Here is an 18,388-nt window from a genome sequence, read left to right as displayed (position 1 = left end):
CATGTCCGCCCGTAAAGCTCGCACGGAGGCGGCCGCCGCTGGCGCCGCCCCCGTTGACTCTGAGGAGAAGGACGTGAAGATTCCCGTAGAGGCCGTCGACGATACCGAGGCCAACGAGGCCGAGGCCGCCGAGGCTGCCGAGAACCAGGTAGAGGATTCCAACAAGGAGGCGACGATGACCGAGGACGAGATGGTGGAAGCCGCTATCCGCGCCGGTGAGGAAGCCGCCGACAACGACTTTAAGCTCAAGTTCGAGCAGGCCCAAAAGGAGCTTGCCGACGTACGCAGCGAGCTCGATGCTGCGGCAGAGGCTCAGAAGGCCGCCGAGGACAAGGCAAAGGACGCCACCGAGCGTACCGCCCGTCTGCAGGCCGACTGGGAGAACTTCCGTCGCCGCACCGCCAGCGAGCGTATCGCCGAGCGCGAGCGCGCGACCGAGAAGCTTGTCACCGCGCTGTTGCCGGTGGTTGACGATATCGAGCGTGCAATCGACCATGCCCGTAGCCAGGAGCTTTCCGACGACTTTAAGCAGTTCGTCGATGGCGTTGATGCGGTGCATGCCAAGCTGCTCGATGTGTTTGCGCACGAGGGCGTTGAGCCCATCGACCCCAAGGGCGAGGCGTTCGATCCGCTCGAGCACCAGGCCGTGGGGCGTGTCGAGGACGCATCGCAGTACGACGAGACCGTCAACGACGTGTACCAGAAGGGCTACCGCATGGCGGATCGCATCCTGCGCTCCGCGATGGTGACGGTGACCTACGGTGGCGAGAAACGCCCCGCACCGGAGCCCGAAGCGGCGCCCGAGGATGCTACGGCCGATACGGCCGAGAGCACCGAGGAGTAATTGAGAAGGGCCCCGGGGCAACACCCGGGGCCCTTTCTGGCCTAGTGCCATATGACAGTATGAGCCGCCGCCCGTTGAGCGGTGGATGAAACAGGAGAGGAGCTACGATGGCTGCAGGCAAAACCTTCTATGACATCCTGGGCGTATCCAAGAGCGCCTCCGACAAAGAGATCAAGAGCGCGTTTCGCAAGCTCGCGCAAAAATACCACCCCGATGCCGGCGGCGACGAGGCCAAGTTCAAGGAGATTAGCGAGGCTTACGAGACGCTTTCGGACGAGAAGAAGCGCAAAGAGTACGACCAGATGCTCATGTTCGGCGGCATGCCGGGCGCGGGCGGCGCGTATGGCGGCGGCTACGGTGCCGGCGCCGGTGCGAGCGGCTGGGGCGATATCTTCGACAGCATCTTTAGCGGCAACGGCGCCTGGGGCAGCGATTGGGGCTCGGGCTTTGCCGGGGCTGCGGGTGCTGCCGGTGCCGGCGCGGGCCGCAGCCGTGCTCGCAAGGGCGGCGACCTGTCGCTGACTGTCGACGTGACGGCCGAGGACGCGTTCCGCGGCGTGACGCACAAGGTCACCTACCGCATTCCCTCGACGGGCGAGCAGCAGACCATTACGGTCTCGGTGCCTGCGGGCGCCGTGGATGGCGGCAAGCTGCGCTACAAGCGTCGCGGCGAGTATGGCGTTGCCGGCGGCGAGCGCGGTGACCTGGTCGTGACCACGCACGTGGAGGAGCATCCGCTGTTTAAGCGTAAAGGTGCCGATGTGACCATGGAGGTACCGATCTCGGTTTACGAGGCGGCGCTCGGCTGCACGGTGGATGTGCCCACACCCGGCGGCGCGACGGTTCGTCTGAAGGTGCCGGCGGGCACCCAGACGGGCAAGAAGTTCCGCTTTAAGGAGATGGGAGCGCCCGACGTTAAACACCGTGGCCGTACGGGCGCGCTGCTCGTCGAGATCAAGGTGCAGGTCCCCACGAACCTATCCGATGACGAGCGCGATGCCATGGCCAAGCTGCGCGAGGCCGACACGCGCGACTATCGCGAGAAGGTCAATCGTTACAAGGCGACGTACTAGGGCGGTCGCGGCGCACGCCCACGCCCGCGGGCTTATGATGGACGATAACGAGACGGAAAGGGGTCAGGTAGCATGGCCGAGGACAATAGGAATAAACCGCTGTACATGATCAGCGTGGCGGCCGAGTTGACCGGCATGCATCCGCAGACTCTGCGCGTCTACGAGTCCAAGGGCCTGGTGAACCCCCAGCGCTCGGGCGGCAACACGCGTCTGTATTCGCGTGCCGATATCGAGCGCCTGGAGCTCATCAACCAGCTGACTGACGAGGGCATCAACCTTGCCGGCGTGGTGCGCATCCTCGATATGAAGGAGCGTGCCGAGGAGCGCGAGCGCGAGAACGAAAAACTCCGCGCACGCGTGCGCCAGCTCGAGGACGAGCTGCACGAGTACAAGATGCAGAAGAAGATCACCGCCCTGGCCCCGCGCGACGGCTCGGTCAACCCCGAGCAAGTCATGCGCAAGCTGCTAGGTACGGGTAGCGACCTATAGCTCCGCCGACGCTGCCGGGCACTCATTGGGGGCAGACTTAAATGAGTACCTGCAGAATGAGAGTGGATAATCTCCCGTTTTTTGCCTGTTTGCAGGCTCAAAGTGGGAGATTATCCACTCTCGTCATTTGAGCGTCTAAGTCTGCCTCCCCAGGACCTAACTCGTCCTCTGCTTTACTGAGATAAAGTGAACGCAGAGATTCGTAACCCACTCGCAACCGTTCTATGGCACGATATTGAACGAATGTATGCTATGCGCCCAAATCTTTTGGGCAGAGTGGGAGACAGTATGGTCAAGCTGTACGAGGACGGCATTTACCTGTGCGGCGGCAGCGAGGTTGTGCCTGCGGCCGAGGCTGCCGAGCGCGGTATTACGCAGACGCCCGAGGATGCTAAGCGCGGCACCATCGCGTATTCGATCCTCCAGGCACACAATACGTCCGGAGATCCCGAGGCGCTCAAGATTCGCTTCGACGCTATGGCGAGCCACGACATCACCTTTGTCGGCATCATCCAGACGGCGCGCGCCTCGGGCATGGAGCAGTTTCCGCTGCCCTACGTGCTCACCAACTGCCATAACTCGCTGTGCGCCGTGGGCGGCACCATCAACGAGGACGATCACGTCTTTGGCCTTTCCGCGGCCAAGAAGTACGGCGGCATCTTCGTTCCGCCGCACATCGCCGTCATCCACTCCTTTATGCGTGAGAACTTCGCCGGCTGCGGCAAGATGATCCTGGGTTCCGACTCGCACACCCGCTATGGTGCCCTGGGTACCATGGCCGTGGGCGAGGGCGGCGGCGAGTTGGCAAAGCAGCTGCTGCGCGACACCTACGATGTCGCCTATCCCGGCGTCGTGGCCATCTACCTCACGGGCGCCCCGCGCCCCGGCGTCGGCCCGCACGATGTGGCGCTCGCCATCATTCGCGCCGTCTTTGCCAAGGGCTACGTCAAGAACAAGGTCATGGAGTTTGTGGGCCCCGGAATCTCGAGCATGACGACCGATTACCGCAACGGCGTTGACGTCATGACCACCGAGACCACCTGCCTGTCGAGCATCTGGGCTACCGACGAGGACACACACGCGTTTTTGACCATGCACGGCCGCGGTGACGACTACCGCGAGCTCAAGCCCGCCGATGTCGCCTACTATGACGGCTGCGTCGAGGTCGACCTGTCGAGCGTCAAGCCCATGATCGCGCTGCCGTTCCATCCTTCCAACGGCTTTGAGATCGACGAACTCAACGAGAACCTCGAGGACATCCTGCACGAGGTCGAGCTCGAGGCCGCCAAGATCGGCGAGGGCAAGACACACTTTAGTCTGCTCGACAAAATCGTCGACGGAAAGCTGCACGTGCAGCAGGGCGTTATCGCCGGCTGCTCGGGCGGCAACTACGACTCCGTGGTCCAGGCTGCCCGCGTGCTCAAGGGCGCCAACACCGGCTGCGGCGAGTTCTCGCTGTCGGTCTATCCCACGAGCCAGCCCGTGGCACTCGAGCTTACACGTCGCGGCTATATCTACGACCTCATGGAGGCCGGCGCGATCGTGCGCACGGCGTTCTGCGGCCCGTGCTTCGGCGCCGGCGACACGCCCGCCAACAACGGCCTGTCCATTCGCCACACCACGCGCAACTTCCCCAACCGCGAGGGTTCCAAGCCGGGCAATGGCCAGCTGAGCGCCGTGGCCCTGATGGACGCCCGCTCCATTGCGGCGACGGCTGCCAACGGCGGCGTTCTGACGCCGGCGACCGACCTGCCCGAGGAGACTTGGGACGAGGCCTGCGAGTACACCTTTGATGACGCACCGTACAAAAAGCGTGTGTACTGGGGCTTTGGCAAGGCGGAGCCTGCCGACGAGCTGGTTGAGGGCCCCAACATCAAGCCGTGGCCCGCGATGGAGCCGCTCGGCGCCGATATCCTGCTCAAGGTGTGCTCCAAGATCATGGACCCGGTCACCACGACCGACGAGCTCATTCCCTCGGGCGAGACGAGCTCCTTCCGCTCCAATCCGCTGGGCCTGGCTGAGTTTACGCTCAGCCGCCGCGACCCGGCCTACGTGGGTCGCTCCAAGGAGGTCGACGCTGTGGAGAAGCGTCGCGTTTCCGGCGAGTCCGCGGGCGACCTGGCGGCGCTCGATGCCGAGCTTGCCGGTGTGTTTGAGGCGCTGGCCGGCGCGGGTGTCGCGGCCGATGCCAAGGCGACCGAGTTCGGTTCCATGATTTACGCCAAGAAGCCTGGCGACGGCAGCGCCCGCGAGCAGGCCGCGAGCTGCCAGCGCGTAATTGGCGGCCTGGCCAACATCGTCCACGAGTACGCCACCAAGCGCTATCGCTCCAACGTGATGAACTGGGGCATGGTGCCCTTCCAGATGGAGGCTGAGCCCAACTTTGAGGTGGGCGATTACGTCTTTGTGCCGGGTATCCGTGCCGCGCTCGATGGCGACCTGAAGAACATCGCTGCCTACGTGGTGCACGCCGATGGTGCGGTCGAGCAGATTGAGCTCTACATTGCCGATATGACGGCCGAGGAGCGTGCCATCGTCAAGGCCGGCTGCCTGATCAACTACAACAAGTTCAAGGCCGCTGCCGAGTAACGCACTTAATTGTCCGCCCGGGGCTTACCCTTTCCCGCTCGCTCACGCGCTTCGCGAGGGTCGCGTTCGGGAAAGGGTAAGCCCCGGGCTACATTTTTGCGTTCTCGTTGGGTCTTGAGGGACGCTAATAAATGGACCTGCTTGATGCCGCCCCTTTTTATTGGGGCGGCTTCTTTTTGTCGAAAACCGCCACAAAGGGGACAGGCGCCTTTGTGGTGGTGGGGCGAGCTCGATATTGCCGCGCTCGTTGAGGGACAGTTCAATAAATGTCCCTACAGGATTTCATCCGGGTTGGCGGGTTTGGTTGTTTTGGGGATGCCGAGTTTGGATGACGTGAAATCGTCAACATCGTCCTTGATTCCATCTTTGGTGTAGACAGTGACCATATAGGTGCTGTGTCCGAATTCGCCCTTGTCGCGTGTTGCCCAGGCATCCCAGTAGGCGGCCCCGTTTCGCCCTTTGATTTTTCCGACACGGCGGAGTTCTGTTCGCTTTAATTTCTGGTTGCTATAGATGGTTCGACCGGCCTCCTCGGTGAGCCCGCACTGTCCAAGCATCTTGTCGAGGACTTGGTTCATGTGGCGCTCATCGGTGTTTGGTGCGTAGTCGTAGGCGAGGGTGATGGAGTCGAGTGGCTGGTCGTCGATTAGATGGTTTAGCGCCTGAGGTCCAAGGCAGAAATAGGGGGAGCATCCGTCGATCTGACCGAGCAGTGGCAACTTTGACTGCCAAATTCCGGTGGGAATTGCGTCTTCGTAGAACACGCCGCGACAGATAAAGGAGAGCGAGGTGGCACGCGAGCCGGCGTCGACCATTCCGCATAAATCGAAGGGCGAGGTGATACCAAGGGAAAAGGGCGTGATGACGATAAGGAAGAGCATCACGATGGGTATGGCGAGAATGGCGATGACGTTGCGACCGGTGGAATGAGGCGGCTTCATATGCGCTCCTCGAGACTAAGTGCAGGCAAGCTCGATGACAAATGAATAGTCTCAGCTAACAAGTCAATTTTAATCTCATAACGTGCGACAGCTGGCCGTCGAAACCGAGAACCACCACAAAGGCGCCTGTCCCCTTTGTGGTGGTGAGGAGCGCGCGGCTTCTTTTGGTAATAATGCTGGCTGGCGATATCATTAGTGCAGGTAGCGAAGGTTTGCGTTGCGAGGTGCTTTGCTGTGAGAAGTCCTGCCCGTATTGGATTGATTGTTTTGGCGCTTGCGATTACCGTGGTTGGCATGGGCACTGTCGGCATGGCGTTTCTACCTGCTGCGGTGACGGAGCCGGTGGTCAAGCCTGTGACTCAATCTGTCGAACTTCTGACCGGCGACGACAAGCCCGAGACCATTACCGTTGATTTTGATGAGCAGCCGGCTGTGCTGGGTATTAGCAATTATCCGCGTATTCAGCTTGGGGCCATGCGCTATACCACGGATACAAGCCTGATCGATAGGGCGTCCGAGCTACTCAAGGGCAAAACATTTAAGCGTTGGTACGGATATGCGTCCTATCGGGCAAAAGCGAACGACATGGTTGGCGGATGCCACTCTTCCATCGAGCTGGACACTGCAAACGGCGCAAAGTTATGTGATGTCTCGTACGATCCGGGCTACGAGGGCAATGAGGGTCCGGGCATCTACATCATGGACGGCGATGTCGCCTATGTCATGGAGGGCGACCAGACCGAGCTCAACGATTTTATGGGTCAGTGTATCCAAGATGCCTATAAACAGACCTGCTTGCCTGACCCGCAGACTGCACGCGATAGTGGGTCTGCCCGTACATGGCTGTTCGAGGATGAGATGCCCTGGACCGTCGAATCGGGAAGTACGGGTTCGGCGAAGGAGTAGAGACCGCGACTACCACAAAGGTACCCGTCCCCTTTGTAGTAGTTCTCGGTTTGTCTCGATCTGTAACATCTTGGCCGCTAAAAGTGGGCCTGGTGTTACAGATTTAGATTTTCGACTCAGGTGTCTTCGTTCGTCTCGATTTGTAACAGTTAGACCCTAATTTGCCGAGTAGATGTTACAGATTGAGACAAACGGTTGCCGCTGGTCATTTCATCTTGATCTGTAACATCTAGGATCAAAAATGGCTGCTAGATGTTACAGATCGAGACGGTAGTGCGCCTGGGCAGCGGCGGGCTGACATCTCAGTACCCTATCCATCAATCACTCAGAAAATCTTATATATAGAGACTTAGATTTGTGTATAAGATCGCGCAAAGCTGGCAACAATACTTCTCGAACAACGTGAAGCCGCCCCGTAGGGCGGCCGCCCCAAGAGAGGTGATTCCATGAGAATCGATAAGCTAGCAATGACGTCGCGCGAGGCGCTGCAGACCGCCATGAGCACGGCTGCCGATGCGCAGGCCGGCGCGGTGGAGCCGATTCACCTGCTGTCCGCCTTGCTCGGTGCCGGCGAGCGCAATATCTCCGTGATCATCGAGCGCATCGGTGCCGACCCGGCTCAGCTCGCACGCTCCACGCAGGATGTCATCGACCACGCGCCTAAGGTTTCGGGCGAGGGTCAGCAGATGGGCCTTTCCAACGAGCTCGTCCGCGTCATCGAAAAGGCCGAGAAGAAGGCCACCAAGGTGGGTGACAGCTTTGTGGTGACCGAGCATCTGCTGATGGCGCTTGCCGAGGACAAGGGCGAGGCCGGCCGCGTTCTGCGTGACGCCGGCGTGACCAAGGAACGTATCGAGCAAGTCTACGAGGAGCTGCGTGGCGATGACCGCGTGACGTCTGCCGAGGACAAGACCCAGTTTGAGGCGTTGGAGCAGTACGGTCGCAACATCTGCGACCTCGCCCGCGCCGGCAAGCTCGACCCGGTCATCGGCCGTACCGATGAGATTCGCCGTACCATCCAGGTCCTGTCCCGCCGCACCAAGAACAACCCCGTGCTCATTGGCGAGCCGGGCGTCGGCAAGACGGCCATCGTCGAGGGTATCGCCCAGCGTATCGTGGCCGGCGACGTGCCAAGCACGCTGCGCGATCGCGACCTCATCGAGCTTGACATGAGCGCGCTGGTCGCCGGCGCCAAGTACCGTGGTGAGTTCGAGGACCGCTTGAAGGCCGTGCTCAAGGAAGTGCAAAAATCGGAAGGCAAGGTCATCCTGTTCATCGATGAGCTCCACACCATCGTGGGCGCGGGTGCCACCGAGGGCTCCATGGACGCCGGCAACATCCTCAAGCCGGCGCTTGCCCGTGGCGACCTGCATGCGATTGGCGCGACCACGCTCGACGAGTACCGCAAGTACATCGAGAAGGACGCGGCGCTCGCCCGTCGTTTCCAGACCGTTATGGTGAGCGAGCCTACCGTCGAGGACACCATCTCGATCCTGCGTGGCCTCAAGGAGAAGTACGAGATCTTCCACGGCGTGCATATCACCGATAGCGCGCTCGTGGCAGCTGCCGACCTCTCCGATCGCTACATCGCCGACCGCTTCCTGCCCGACAAGGCCATCGACCTGGTCGATGAGGCGGCAAGCCGCCTGCGCATGGAGCTCGACAGCATGCCGGTCGAGATCGATGCCACCACGCGTCAGCTCACCCAGCTGCAGATCGAGGAGCAGGCGCTCATGAAGGAGACCGACGACGCCTCCAAGGAGCGTCTGGAGGCCCTGCGCCAAGAGATTGCCGAGGTCCAAGAAAAGCTCAACGTGCAAAAGGCCGGCTGGCTCAACCAGAAGAACGCCATCGACCACGTGCAGGAGCTCAAAGGCCAGCTCGACGAGGCCAAGAGCGAAGAGGAGCGCGCGACGCGCAACGGAGATTTGGGCCGTGCGTCCGAGCTGCGCTACTCCGTGATTCCTGGTCTGCAGCAGCAGATTCAGGATTCCGAGGCTGCGCTCGAGGCACAAAAGCAGCAGGACGGCGAGGGCCTCAACGAGCAGGTGACCTCCGACGAGATCGCCGAGGTCGTGAGCGCCTGGACCGGCGTGCCCGTGTCCAAGATGATGCAGGGCGAGCTCGACAAGCTGAAAGGCCTGGAGGGCGAGCTGCACAAGCGCGTCATCGGCCAGGACGAGGCCGTGTCCGCTGTCGCCGCGGCCGTGCGCCGCAGCCGTGCGGGCCTCTCCGATCCGGACAAGCCCATCGGCAGCTTCTTCTTCCTGGGCCCCACCGGTGTAGGCAAGACCGAGCTCGCCAAGGCGCTGGCCGAGTGCCTGTTCGATGACGAGCGCGCGCTCGTGCGTATCGACATGTCCGAGTACATGGAGAAATTCAGCGTCCAGCGTCTGATCGGTGCGCCCCCGGGATACGTGGGTTACGACGAGGGCGGCCAGCTCACCGAGGCCGTGCGCCGTCGTCCGTACTCCGTGATCTTGCTCGACGAGATGGAGAAGGCCCATCCGGATGTCTTCAACGTGCTGCTGCAGGTGCTCGACGACGGCCGCCTGACCGACGGCCAGGGTCGCCAGGTGTCCTTTAAGAACACGATCATCATCATGACGAGCAACGTGGGCTCCAAGGCTATCGCCGAGCTTTCGGGCAAGGACGAGGAAGAGATGCGCCATCAGGTCGACGCGGCCATGGCTCAGACCTTCCGCCCCGAGTTCCTCAACCGTATCGACGATATCGTGGTGTTCCATCCGCTCGGCATGGCGCAGATCGAGAAGATCGTCGACATCCAGCTTGCCGACGTCCGCGCACGCCTGGCTAAGGAGCGCATGACGCTTGCCATCACCCCGGCGGCCAAGCAGATGCTCGCCGTGGGCGGCCTGGACCCGGTCTTTGGCGCCCGTCCGCTCAAGCGTCTGGTGCAGCGCGAGGTCGTGGATGCCATCGCGGCCGCTATCATCGACGGCACGGTGCGCGAGGGTGATCAGGTGACGGTCGATGTCGACAAGGACGGCGGCTTTACCGTCGTGTGCGACAACACGCCGGCGGCCACCTACGAGGTTCCCGATGCCGAGTAGATTTTGGGGCCGGCTTAAAACCGCCCCTCATCGCAAAACGCCAAGGGCGGCGGATCCAATCGGGTCCGCCGCCCTTTTTCGTGCGACAATCGATGATGTTGAGCGGATGCGATGTAAGGAGCTATGCAGATGAAAGACGAGATCAAGACAAGCGCGCCGGCGCCCAGGCCCACGTCCAAACCGGCGCCCAAGCCGCGCGACCCCTACATCCGTGCCGAGAACGAGGACGATGACGGCTACGATCCCTACAGCGATCGCCGCCCCGAGCGCGAGCCGATGTTCGAAGCTGACCCGTGGCGCTAATTGCATCAAGTAGCTAATTTGGCGATGATTTTCTGGGACGGGGTAGTCAAAAAAGTCCCGTCCCAAATCGACTGCCCAGGGAGTCGCATTCGAGTTTGGTTGTCCTCTCAGCCACTCGGCATCCTTCGAGCAGTAATAGTGAAAAAACTTGCTTAAGTGTTAATCAATTCAGACATTATCTTGCTCTCTAATTAATCAAGAATCGCTATAATTTTGATTAGCTAGAGAGCAAGATTGGAGAATCATGGCATTCAACGACTTGATCGCCCAGAAAATAAAGGACTTTGAACAGCAGGGGGTTCCGCAGGTCTTTGAGCGAGACCTTGATCTAGGAAACCCACAGGAGCCAAAGCGCGACAACATCGTAAATGTGATTGTGGGGGCCCGCCGTTGTGGAAAGACGTATCGCCTGTATCAGGAGATGCGGCGGCTTCAGAGCCGGGGCGTCGAGCTTGACCGGATGCTTTACTTCAATTTTGAGGATGAGCGCTTGCGCCCGTATGAGCCATCGCTGCTGGCGGACGTGCTCGACACGTTCTATGCGCTGTATCCTGCTGCTCGAACCGAGGGCGCTTACATTTTCTTTGACGAGATCCAGGAAATTCCCGAATGGGGTGCGTTTCTGCGGCGTGTAGTCGATACGGAGAAAGCGACCGTCTATGTGACGGGATCTTCTTCTAAGATGCTGTCCTCAGAACTTAAGAGCGAGTTCAGGGGTCGTTCTCTTGTGCGAGAGCTTTTTCCGTTGAGTTTTTCGGAATACGTTCGATATAAGACGGGGAGCGTTCCCGAGCCAGATGCGACCTTTTCCCCGAGCGATGCAGCGCTGCTTCGACATCATCTGATCGGGTATCTTGAACAAGGGGGATACATCGCGACACTTGAGCAGACGCCTACAGACGCGATTCAGCTGCTACAGGAATATGCTTCGCGAACGGTCGCCATGGACGTCGTTGAACGTTACGACGTCAAGAACCCTCGCCTGGCATCGCTGTTCTTGACGCGGTGTATGGCATCTTCGGGACGAGAGCTGTCAGTGAACAAAGTGTACAACGAGTTCAAGAGCAGACAGATACCCGTCAGCCGTAATTCGCTCAGCGATTTACTTGAGTATTATGAGGACGCCTACCTGTTATTTTCTGTGCCGGAGTTCACGCGTTCACTGGCAAATAACATGCGGTCTGCGTCTAAGGTCTACGCTGTCGACCCTGCGATGTTTGGAGCATTCTCTCCCGCATCGGCATTGGACCAGGGCCAGAGGCTCGAGACCGCAGTGTTCAATGCGCTAAGAAGAAGGACTCCCGCGGTGAGGACCGGCTCGGTCTGCCGCCTGCTAATCAAAGAGAAGAGCAAAAGCCATGAGGTGGACTTTGTGGCTGGGGACGCGCTTCTCATGCGGGCTTATAGCCTGATTCAGGTGAGTGCGGATATGGCAAGTGAGAAAACGCGCGAGCGCGAAATTGCCGCGCTTGATGCCTCGATGGCCCAGTTCGATCTTGGCGAGTCGGCAATCGTTACCATGGATGAACAGACCGATATTCCATGCGAGCACGGTGTGGTACACGTTATGCCCGCATGGAAGTGGCTCCTTGCCTAATCATCTATGGACCTGTGGGGTCAGGACCTCCTGGCTCCTTCCTCACAGTTGGGGAGCACCTTGCTGCGCCAGGCTAGTCCTGGGCTTTGATGCTCGGCAGCAGGATATGCGCGAGGTAGTCGGTCTCGAGTTTGGTCGCGGCGTCTGCGTTGCCGTCTTTGCCAACCAGGTCGTTCTTGATCTGACTATAGGTGTAGCGGTTGCCGGTCGTCAGCTCGACAAGCTCAATGGCCGTGTCCATGGGGTAGGTCGACACGGGATTCTGGGTGCGCCCGTTGATAGTCTGGGGCACCACGTACGGATAGACGGGGCCGCTGGCGTAGACGGTGTAGCCGTTGCCGAGGTTTGCCGCACCCAAAACCGCGTCGCCCTCATCGGGCGTAAAGCTTTCGCCGTCGCGCACCGTGACAAGCGTCACAAGCGGCGTATCGCTGTCGCCGGCAAGATAGATGCATAGCGTGCTGCCATTCTGCCAAGTCTCGACCTTGCCGTACCACTCGACGGGAATATCGAGCTGGTAGAGGTCGGTTGCCTTGTGGCGAGCGTCAGCGTCACGGGATGCCTGTGCCTTTTGCGCGCTCACGGCATTGACGGCGGCGTCGCGCCGCGCGGTTGCTGCCTGCTGGAGCACTTTGGCAGCTGCGGCGGAGTTCGCACCGCCCTCCTCGGCATACTTGGCGGCGGCATCGATCTGGTCGTCAGTCACCGTGTCGGCCGAAGGCACCTTGAGCTTAAAGGTGGCCTGGGCACTTAAATCCTGTCCATCGCTCTTAACGGTGACCTGCGTCTTGGTGGTCGGGACGGTATAGATGGTGCCGTCGGCCGCGATGGGGGAGGCGGCGATGGAGAGCGTGTAATCGCCGGGCAGCAGTTTGATGCCGCGGCCGTGCTCGTCAACATAGAGCGTTTCGCTCATGGAGGAGCCATCAGCGTCCTGACCGCTTACCTGTACGGGAATCTTGGAGCCGGTGGAACAGTCGAGGCCCGCGGCATGCACGCCAATCTGCACCGACATCATCGTGTGGGCATTGGCGGCGACAGCTGCAGCCTGCTCTTGCTGATATCCGTTCCAGGCAGCATAGCCTGCACCGCCGGCGACGAGCGCGACGGCCACGACACCGGCGACCATCAGATTGCGGCGCTTGGGCGACATCTTGCGATGGCGGACCTCGGCTTCGTGTGCCGAGGGAACGGACGGCAGGGGAATATCGCCCATGGCGATGGTCTCATCCACGGCTGGTGCGGAACCCAGGCCAGGAAGCTCGCGAGTCAGCGAATCCTCGGCCGGTAAGCTGTCGAGCAAGACGGTTTCCTCGCCCGTGTCGGATTCGGGCTGGTCGTCGGCCTCGCTATCGTCCTCTTCGGCTTCGTCAGGAGCGTCTTTGGCGCCGCCGCCTTCGTCCTCAGTGTCTTCGTGCACCTCGTCTTGCGCGTCGACGACCGAATCGCTAAACGAGAGCTCGTCTAGCGCGATCCGGTCAAGGCTCTCCAGGGCTTCGGCACATGCTTCCGCATCCTGGGCCGCATCCTCGCGGCCATACGTCTCATCGCTCATATATCCCCCAATGCAATATCGGCTCAACACTGTACCCGAAAATGGAGCCATATAAAGCGCATACGAAATATAAGATCCGATTTAACCTGAGCGCATCGTTCGGCCGCATCCTCGCGGCAGCAAAAGGCCCCCGGAACGCGGACGAATCACATTCCGGGGGTTCTGCAATGCGTTGAGTTGCGCGGAGCCGGCTATGCTGCTTCACATTCAAGCGGCGTTTGCGCCGGGCATGTTACTCGGCGTGCGCGTAATCAACCTTGGCACGGCGGGCGGTAGCCTTCTCCCAATCGCTGGTGCCCTCAAAGACATCCTGCTTGTAGGGATTGCGGCCGAGCTTCTTGGCGCGGTAGGCGATGTAGATGATCGCGGCGATGTTGGCGACCAGTGCGGCGATCGAGACCGCAGTAGCGGCGCTGGGGTCGAGCGTGGAGTGGGTCACAAAGATGGACTCCTCCTGGAAGTACGGGAACACCTGGGCAAACATGCACCAAATGGCCAGCGTAAAGGCGCGGTTCTGGATCCAACCGCCCTTGTTCCAGATAAAGGCGGCGACGGTGGGCGCCAGCAGCAGCGCAAAGCCGCAGAACCAGGAGTGGGCGGGCAGGCAGTTGTAGGTGTAGCAGAAGTTCCAGATATCGTAGGCGATGATGTAGACCCAGGTCATGTCGGGCCACAGCATGTCGGTCTTGTCCTCGGAGGCGTAGACGCTCCACCAACCGGTCATGCAGAAGATGTTGATGATACCGGCGATGCCGTTGAACACGTTGTTCCAGCCGGCAAGCTGCGTGGCACCTTCGGAGGTGACCCAAGTGGACTGGCCCAGGACAAAGAAGTGATAGGCGCTCTCAAAGTCGGACACGACGGCGATCATGATGTTGATGGCGACGATCACAAACGGCCACGCGCGGAACCAGTGCGCCTTGCCGATCTTGCCCCACTGATACTTAATGGCGATGAAGCCCCAGCAACCGGCCAACGCCGCGTAGACCTTGGCGTAGTGGAACCAGCTGTTCTGGTACACATGGGTGGGGTTGGTGAGCGCCCACTCGGCGCCCTGCGAAACGCCGATGGCGATAGCGACGCAGTAGATGGTCATGGCCAGCGGAGCCACGCCAAAGATGATTGCCGCGCCCAGCTTGGTGCGGCGGCCGATCTCGTTGAGCACGATCAGGCCAATAAAGACCATGGCCCAGCCGGCCCAGTGGATAAGGGTATCGCTACCCCAAACATCGAACAGCATGCTGCTCTCCTTTCACACGCCCGCGGCCCCTCTTCTGATCGCGGGCAGTTTGGCCAAATGTCGTCAGTTCTGGGGCTTGCGCTCCGGATACTTGGCGGTATAGCCCTCGATGTGGAGTGTCGAGGCGATGATTTCCTTGACCGTCTCGTCGGGCACATCGGGGTGCGTGCGGATATACATCAACAACCCCATAATGAGGGTGTAGAACGTCTCGTAGACATGGTCGATGCGTAGCTCATGATGGGCGACAAAATCCACCACGGTGGTATCGCAGATATACTGCGCCACACGCTGGACCACGTTGTGCAAAAAGCCGCCGTAGAGCGCGCCGCTGCTCGAGGTGAGCGTGCTCGGCAACTCGTGGCCGCTCACGACCAGGCGCTTAAAGAGCGGAGCAACGGTGTCGAGTGCGCCTTCGATGTCGCCAACCGTGCGGCTGGCGTTCCACTGCTCGAGCTCGGCGATAAAGCCGTCGATTGCCTCGTCCATAACGGCGGTGACGGCGGCATCCATATCGGCAAAGTAGTGGTAGAACAGCGAACGCGTGCAGCCAGCCCGCTTGGTCACGGCCGATACCGAAAGATGGGACACACCAAGCTCGGCGCTCACGGCGCGCACAGCGGCGAGGATCTCGCGACGGCGCTCGTCGCCCGTCAGGCGTTTTGCCGCGCTATCGGATGCGGGGACGGCATCGACCACAGAGATATCTGCTGCGTTGTTGCCCATGTTTTGCCGCCTTTCATCCTCTTTTGCCTGACCGTTCGCCTAACAGTCTTGAATATTGTTGACGGTTCGTCAATACTATTTTTGACACAATGTCAACAATGGCGGGTGAAAGGCATGGGGGCATGCCCGGCCTGCAAAAAAAGAGGGGCGCTGCGGTCTCGCCGGGCTGTGGCAAGAGAAGGGACGACTATGATTCTCAACGGACCGGGAATTAGCTACACCGAGCCTGACATCGGTTCGGAGTTCGTGCCGCCGCTGCCGGAGCATCCGCGCGAGGCCATCGTCAAGCTGTGCGAGCACTGCACCAACCGTCTGCTGCATCGCGACGAGCTGCTGGGCTACGAGTACTGGTCGTTTGCCGAGGCCGCAACCGACGAGCAGGCCGAAGTGCTCTGCAGGATGAAGATGCGCCGTCCCTATACGCTGCCCGAGATGGTCAAGCTCACCGGCATGCCCGAGGCCGATATCGAGAAGATGCTCGACGACATGAGCTACACGGGTCTGCTCGAGTACAACTGGGAAAATCCCGAGCGCGCCAAGCAGTGGGTGCTGCCCATGCTGGTGCCGGGTTCCGCCGAGTTCCTCAACATGCGCGTGAGCCAGCTCGAGGAGCACCCGGTCTATGCCAAGTTCTTTGAGCAGGCGTCCAAGGGACCGCTGTCCAAGGCCACGCCGATGGTGCCGCCCGGAGGCGCCGGTATCGGCATGCACGTCATTCCGGTCGAGAAGGCCATCGATGCCGCGAGCACGTCGGTGCCGATCGAGCATATCGAGCATTGGCTCGACAAATACGATGGCAAGTATGCCGCCAGCACCTGCAGCTGCCGCGCGAGCCGTCGCGTGATGGGAGAGGGCTGCGCCGACGACCCGGCCGACTGGTGCATCGCCGTGGGCGATATGGCCGACTACGTGGTCGAGACCGACCGTGGCCATTACGTGACGCGCGACGAGGTCTACGACATTTTGCGCCAGGCCGAGGACAACGGCTTTGTGCACCAGATCACCAACATTGACGGCGAGAACAAGATCTTCGCCATCTGCAACTGCAACGTCAACGTGTGCTACGCCCTGCGCACCTCGCAGCTGTTCAACACGCCCAACCTGTCGCGCTCGGCCTATGTCGCCAAGGTCGAGAAGGACAAGTGCGTTGCCTGCGGTCGCTGCGTTGAGGTGTGCCCGGCCGGCGCCGCCAAGCTGGGCCAAAAGCTCTGCAGCAAAAAGGCCGGCGGACAGGTGCCCGAGTATCCGCGCCAGGAGCTGCCCGATGCCACCAAGTGGGACCACACCAAGTGGTCGCCCAACTACCGCAACGATAACCGCATCGAGACGCATGAGTCCGGCACCGCGCCCTGCAAGACGGCCTGCCCCGCGCACGTTGCCGTTCAGGGCTATCTGAAGCTCGCGGCGCAGGGTCGCTATGACGAGGCCCTGGCGCTCATCAAGCGCGAGAACCCGCTGCCCGCTATCTGCGGCCGTGTGTGCAACCGCCGCTGTGAGGATGCCTGCACCCGCGGCCGTGTGGACGCCGCCGTGGCTATCGACGAGGTCAAGAAGTTTATCGCCCAGCGCGATCTGGATGCCGCGACCCGCTATGTCCCACCTGTGGTGACCCCGACGCGTGCCGGCGGCTTCGATCAGAAGATTGCCATCATCGGTGCCGGTCCGGCCGGCCTGTCCTGCGCTTTTTATCTGGCCGAGAAGGGCTACAAGCCCGTCGTGTTCGAGAAAAACGAGCGCCCGGGCGGCATGCTCACCTACGGCATTCCCAGCTTTAAGCTGCAGAAGGACGTCATTGAGGCCGAGGTCGAGGTCATTCGCCTGATGGGTGCCGAGTTCCGCTATGGCGTGGAAGTCGGTCGCGATGTGACGCTCGACGAGCTGCGCGCGCAGGGCTTCAAGGCCTTCTACGTTGCCATTGGCTGCCAGGGCGGCCGCCTTGCCGGCATTCCGGGCGAGGACGCCGAGGACGTGACCGTGGCCGTCGACTTTTTGCGCGAGGTCAACAGCGGCAAGATCGATGCGCTGCCCGGCCGCACCATCGTGGTGGGCGGCGGCAACGTGGCCATCGACGTTGCCCGCAACGCCTGCCGTCTGGGTTCCGAGCACGTTGAGATGTTCTGCCTGGAGAGCGAGGCACAGATGCCCGCCAGCGAGGAAGAGCGTCGCGAGGCCATCGAGGACGGCGCACACATCAGTTGCGGTTGGGGCCCCAAGGAGGTCCATCTGGACGAGGCCGGCCGTGTGTGCGGCATCACCTTTAAGCGCTGCACGCGTGTCTACGATGACGAGGGCCGTTTTGCGCCCGATTACGACGAGAACGACCTGCGCCGCGTCGATGCCGACCGCGTGGTCATGTCCATCGGCCAGTCCATCGTGTGGGGCGACCTGCTGGCTGGCTCCAAGGTGGAGCTTGGCCGTGGTCAGGGCGCCCTTGCCGATCCCCAGACCTACCAGACCGCCGAACCCGACATCTTTGTGGGCGGCGACGTCTATACCGGTCCGAGCTTTGCCATCGATGCCATCGCCGCCGGTCACGAGGCCGCCGTGTCCATCCATCGCTTTGTGCAGCCGGGCTCCACGCTCACCATCGGCCGCAACCAGCGCCGCTACGCCGCGCTCGACCGCGACGATGTCGTGATCGAGAGCTATGACAACGCGAGCCGTGAGGTTGCCCACGTGGACCACGAGCGCGAGAAGGCCGCGCCCTTCAGCGAGTACGTCGAGACCTTTACCGAAGAGCAGGTGCGCGCCGAGACCGCCCGTTGCCTTGGCTGCGGTGCCTCAATCGTCGACCCCAACAAGTGCATCGGCTGCGGCCTGTGCACCACCAAGTGCGCGTTCGATGCCATCCATCTGGATCGCGATCGCCCCGAGTGCTCCACGATGGTCAAATACGAGCAAAAGCTCCCGAGCCTTGGCAAGTATGCTTTAAAGCGTGCAATCAAAATCAAGTTCGGTCGTAAATAGGTAACCATGGCGGGTAAGGGGACGGCGCAGACTAGATTTCGCCGTCCCCTTGCTTTGAGTTTGCATCGCATCAACCGTTGTTGA

Annotated in this window: 13 protein-coding genes; 9 read left to right on the top strand and 4 right to left on the bottom strand. The window is 61.0% G+C overall.

Annotated features, from left to right (window positions below; translation table 11 throughout):
• The first annotated feature begins 1 nt into the window (after position 1).
• The 4 genes from DXD24_RS06595 to DXD24_RS06580 all read left to right on the top strand — a co-directional run bounded on the left by DXD24_RS06595 (position 2) and on the right by DXD24_RS06580 (position 4,995).
• Positions 2 to 844: a nucleotide exchange factor GrpE gene (locus DXD24_RS06595; protein WP_117564549.1), complete on the top strand. Its 843-nt coding sequence runs from the start codon at positions 2 to 4 to the stop codon at positions 842 to 844.
• A 107-nt stretch (positions 845 to 951) separates the two neighbouring features.
• Complete coding sequence (locus DXD24_RS06590; protein ID WP_117564550.1) at positions 952 to 1,917, top strand: DnaJ C-terminal domain-containing protein; 966 nt, start codon at positions 952 to 954, stop codon at positions 1,915 to 1,917.
• 72 nt (positions 1,918 to 1,989) lie between these two features.
• Complete coding sequence (locus DXD24_RS06585; RefSeq protein ID WP_089573643.1) at positions 1,990 to 2,406, top strand: heat shock protein transcriptional repressor HspR; 417 nt, start codon at positions 1,990 to 1,992, stop codon at positions 2,404 to 2,406.
• 288 nt (positions 2,407 to 2,694) lie between these two features.
• The gene (locus DXD24_RS06580; protein ID WP_117646417.1) at positions 2,695 to 4,995 is read left to right on the top strand and encodes a hydratase; all 2,301 of its coding nucleotides are present in this window, start codon (positions 2,695 to 2,697) and stop codon (positions 4,993 to 4,995) included.
• Between the two features lie 272 nt (positions 4,996 to 5,267).
• Here the strand turns inward: DXD24_RS06580 and DXD24_RS06575 are convergent, their stop codons facing one another.
• The gene (locus tag DXD24_RS06575) at positions 5,268 to 5,936 is read right to left on the bottom strand and encodes a hypothetical protein (RefSeq protein WP_117646416.1); all 669 of its coding nucleotides are present in this window, start codon (positions 5,934 to 5,936) and stop codon (positions 5,268 to 5,270) included.
• Positions 5,937 to 6,170: 234 nt separating this feature from the next.
• Here DXD24_RS06575 and DXD24_RS06570 point away from each other — a divergent pair, with 234 nt between their 5' ends.
• The 4 genes from DXD24_RS06570 to DXD24_RS06560 all read left to right on the top strand — a co-directional run bounded on the left by DXD24_RS06570 (position 6,171) and on the right by DXD24_RS06560 (position 11,816).
• Positions 6,171 to 6,842 (top strand): hypothetical protein, encoded by a 672-nt coding sequence (locus DXD24_RS06570; protein ID WP_147326356.1) that lies wholly within the window; start codon positions 6,171 to 6,173, stop codon positions 6,840 to 6,842.
• Positions 6,843 to 7,288: 446 nt separating this feature from the next.
• The gene (gene clpB / locus DXD24_RS06565) at positions 7,289 to 9,916 is read left to right on the top strand and encodes an ATP-dependent chaperone ClpB (protein ID WP_117646414.1); all 2,628 of its coding nucleotides are present in this window, start codon (positions 7,289 to 7,291) and stop codon (positions 9,914 to 9,916) included.
• Positions 9,917 to 10,045: 129 nt separating this feature from the next.
• Positions 10,046 to 10,219 (top strand): hypothetical protein, encoded by a 174-nt coding sequence (locus DXD24_RS10180; RefSeq protein ID WP_195535670.1) that lies wholly within the window; start codon positions 10,046 to 10,048, stop codon positions 10,217 to 10,219.
• Positions 10,220 to 10,463: 244 nt separating this feature from the next.
• Complete coding sequence (locus DXD24_RS06560; RefSeq protein WP_117646413.1) at positions 10,464 to 11,816, top strand: ATP-binding protein; 1,353 nt, start codon at positions 10,464 to 10,466, stop codon at positions 11,814 to 11,816.
• Between the two features lie 73 nt (positions 11,817 to 11,889).
• Here DXD24_RS06560 and DXD24_RS06555 read toward each other — a convergent pair whose 3' ends face one another.
• From DXD24_RS06555 to DXD24_RS06545, 3 genes are all read right to left on the bottom strand, one after another.
• Complete coding sequence (locus DXD24_RS06555; RefSeq protein WP_117646412.1) at positions 11,890 to 13,371, bottom strand: hypothetical protein; 1,482 nt, start codon at positions 13,369 to 13,371, stop codon at positions 11,890 to 11,892.
• A gap of 232 nt (positions 13,372 to 13,603) precedes the next feature.
• On the bottom strand, positions 13,604 to 14,611 hold the full coding sequence (locus DXD24_RS06550) for a DUF5692 family protein (RefSeq protein WP_117634470.1): 1,008 nt from the start codon (positions 14,609 to 14,611) through the stop codon (positions 13,604 to 13,606).
• A 63-nt stretch (positions 14,612 to 14,674) separates the two neighbouring features.
• Positions 14,675 to 15,337, bottom strand: a complete 663-nt coding sequence (locus DXD24_RS06545) for a TetR/AcrR family transcriptional regulator (RefSeq protein WP_117634468.1) — start codon at positions 15,335 to 15,337, stop codon at positions 14,675 to 14,677.
• A gap of 189 nt (positions 15,338 to 15,526) precedes the next feature.
• Between DXD24_RS06545 and DXD24_RS06540 the strand changes: the two genes are divergently transcribed.
• Positions 15,527 to 18,304 (top strand): FAD-dependent oxidoreductase, encoded by a 2,778-nt coding sequence (locus DXD24_RS06540; RefSeq protein ID WP_199407990.1) that lies wholly within the window; start codon positions 15,527 to 15,529, stop codon positions 18,302 to 18,304.
• Positions 18,305 to 18,388: the final 84 nt, after the last annotated feature.

It is taken from the genome of Collinsella sp. TF12-2AT, from assembly GCF_003436735.1.
Lineage (GTDB): Bacteria > Actinomycetota > Coriobacteriia > Coriobacteriales > Coriobacteriaceae > Collinsella.
Note: the sequence above shows the minus strand (reverse complement) of the source record. Positions and strands in the feature narration are given on the sequence as shown.

Coding starts and splice junctions, on each gene's coding strand:
- clpB (WP_117646414.1), top strand. CDS start 7,289: ATGAGAATCGATAAGCTAGCAATGACGTCGCGCGAGGCGCTGCAGACC.
- DXD24_RS06555 (WP_117646412.1), bottom strand. CDS start 13,371: ATGAGCGATGAGACGTATGGCCGCGAGGATGCGGCCCAGGATGCGGAA.
- DXD24_RS10180 (WP_195535670.1), top strand. CDS start 10,046: ATGAAAGACGAGATCAAGACAAGCGCGCCGGCGCCCAGGCCCACGTCC.
- DXD24_RS06590 (WP_117564550.1), top strand. CDS start 952: ATGGCTGCAGGCAAAACCTTCTATGACATCCTGGGCGTATCCAAGAGC.
- DXD24_RS06575 (WP_117646416.1), bottom strand. CDS start 5,936: ATGAAGCCGCCTCATTCCACCGGTCGCAACGTCATCGCCATTCTCGCC.
- DXD24_RS06540 (WP_199407990.1), top strand. CDS start 15,527: ATGATTCTCAACGGACCGGGAATTAGCTACACCGAGCCTGACATCGGT.
- DXD24_RS06580 (WP_117646417.1), top strand. CDS start 2,695: ATGGTCAAGCTGTACGAGGACGGCATTTACCTGTGCGGCGGCAGCGAG.
- DXD24_RS06560 (WP_117646413.1), top strand. CDS start 10,464: ATGGCATTCAACGACTTGATCGCCCAGAAAATAAAGGACTTTGAACAG.
- DXD24_RS06595 (WP_117564549.1), top strand. CDS start 2: ATGTCCGCCCGTAAAGCTCGCACGGAGGCGGCCGCCGCTGGCGCCGCC.
- DXD24_RS06585 (WP_089573643.1), top strand. CDS start 1,990: ATGGCCGAGGACAATAGGAATAAACCGCTGTACATGATCAGCGTGGCG.
- DXD24_RS06545 (WP_117634468.1), bottom strand. CDS start 15,337: ATGGGCAACAACGCAGCAGATATCTCTGTGGTCGATGCCGTCCCCGCA.
- DXD24_RS06550 (WP_117634470.1), bottom strand. CDS start 14,611: ATGCTGTTCGATGTTTGGGGTAGCGATACCCTTATCCACTGGGCCGGC.